Raw genomic sequence first — 2,333 nt, forward strand, 5'->3', positions numbered from 1 at the left:
CATACCAATCTACTTTATTTAGCCATTTCTTGGCAATAGGCGAAATACTGTAGTAATTCTTAAATCCTTGTAAAATTGTAAATGTCAAGCTAACTATGTACACTTTTGATTGTTTAAGAATGTACAAAATTACTCGTTTTCTTTCTCCAAATGATTTTTTAAACGGTATGAATCACCTATTATATTTATCACTGTTGCGTGGTGTAAGACCCGATCCAAAATGGCATTTGCTATTTTGGTATCTAGAAATACTTCGTCCCACTGTTTGAAGCTTACATTTGTTGTTAATATTGTGCTTTTTTTCTCATATCTTAAATCAATGAGCTGGAAAAACAATTTAGCGTCCTCTCGATCAATTGGAAGATACCCAATTTCATCAATAATTAGTAGCTTATACTTTCCGTAGTGTTTTAATCGACTTTCTAGGCGATTTTCTAATTTTGCTCGCTTTAACTGTAAGATTAATTCATTACACTTGATAAAATAGGTACTTGTTCGTTTCTTGGCAGCTGCAATCCCTATGGATGTTGCCAAGTGTGTCTTTCCAACTCCACTAGGGCCTAAAAATACGATATTTTCTTTTTCTTCAATAAAACGTAAGGTTGTAAAATCAAGAATTTGTTGTTTATTGATTGATGGCTGAAAGCTAAAATCAAAATCCTTTATTTCTTTGCGGTGGGGGAATGCCCCCACCTTAACCATTGAATTAATCATATTTTTTTCACGCATATCAATTTCATAATTTGTGAGTTTTAAAAGTGTATCCACAAAAGATAATTGATTATTCATGCCAAAATCAATAGTTTCTCCAAGATAATCAATCATCTGTTTTAATTTTAAATACTCCAGGTTTTGTACCAATTGTTGATAACTGCTATTCATTTTTATACACCTCATCAATCGCTCGTAAATTATTTTTAGCCAACTCATCAATATCTGGAAAATGAGGAAGTTCTCTTGAAAGTACCTCTACATAGTGCTCTTTCTTATAATTGAGCTTTATTTCGCTAATCTTGTGTGTGGCGATTAAATCCGTGTTATAATAAACATGGATTTGATTATCATATACTTGTAAACCAACGGTTTTTCCTTTGTATTCAGCTGGAACTGAATACTGGTTTGATTTATAGTTAATCATGCCCGCGGAATTCACTTTTACAAGTTTATGATGAATCTTATAAGAATCTCTTATTTGCTTACGTGGTAGGGGCAATAAGAGATTTTTTTCTTGTTCAATCGCTAATATTGGTATTTTCCCTGTGCCTTGATGGTAACTATGGTTAATTCGTTCACAAAGGTTCTGCACAAATGTATGAAGCTCCTCATAATCAAATTTCCCTTGGTAGGCATGAATTTCGTCAATTAATTTCATCGTAGATTCGATTTTTCCTTTTGTCCTTGGTCGTCCTGCAATACAAGGCTTTACTTGGAATCCACAATCCTTCGCAAACTGTTCAAATCGTTCATTTATTATCCCTTTCGAATGCTCCGTACGGGCTTCATCCATTACGGTCTTCATATTATCCGTTACTAGATTCTTAGGAACTCCTCCAATTGCTTCGAAGCTTTCCATCAGAAAGGACAATAATACGCTTTGTGACCTGGAAATCGCTAAATGGAAGGTTCTAAACCTAGAGTAGGAAAGAAGGAAAACAGCCACATTCACATATAAAATTTCCCCATCTTTCGTAATGTATCTTATGTTTTCTTTCCAATCGAATTGCGCTTGCTCCCCGGGAGGAGTTTCGTATCGAACTACCGAATGAATAGACTCTGTTCGTTTCCCTTCACTAAAATAGGCTTGAAATTCAGGTTTGCGTGATATGTAAGCCCGAAAGGCAGATTGGGAACAGTCCAATCCATGATTGTCCTTTAAATACTGCCAAAGGACACGTTTATAATAAAATCTCTGTTTAGAATCCTTTGAAAGAAGTAGTTTAATTACACCGTAGTATTCATCTATCTTTGATTTTCTGCTTCTTTTCTTCTGGGGCATGTATCCATTTAAATATTTATCAACTGTCCTCCGATCTACATTCAATTCTCTTGCCAATTTACTCTTATTTATTTTCATATTGAGACTCTCCATAAGAAGTTTGAGTTTTGGTAAGTCTGTAAGACTTTTAATTTCTATATTAGTTGATACACCTAATTGTATATACATCCTCTCCACCTCAAGGAGATTATGTCATATACCACTCAAAACTGTACATTCTTATGCAATCATTTTTGTACATAATTAAAATAGCATTTATAGTAAAATTCGATTAAGTCCCTTCACCAGTTCTTTGATGTCCATAAATAGCTTGTTCCTTGGACTCGTATATTCCTTA

The 2,333-nt window shown here is 34.0% G+C and carries 2 protein-coding genes; both read right to left on the reverse strand.

The genetic code is table 11. The annotated features are described in order from the left end of the window. Window positions 1–129 precede the first annotated feature (129 nt). Entirely contained in the window at window positions 130–882 is a 753-nt protein-coding gene (istB, locus tag AC3ASS_RS14040; protein WP_488284130.1) for an IS21-like element helper ATPase IstB, read from the reverse strand. Then, window positions 875–2,164, reverse strand: a complete 1,290-nt coding sequence (gene istA / locus AC3ASS_RS14045) for an IS21 family transposase (protein ID WP_488284131.1) — start codon at window positions 2,162–2,164, stop codon at window positions 875–877. The genes istB and istA overlap by 8 nt, the downstream gene beginning before the upstream one ends. Window positions 2,165–2,333: the final 169 nt, after the last annotated feature.

Source organism: Bacillus sp. JST-5 (assembly GCF_057747715.1).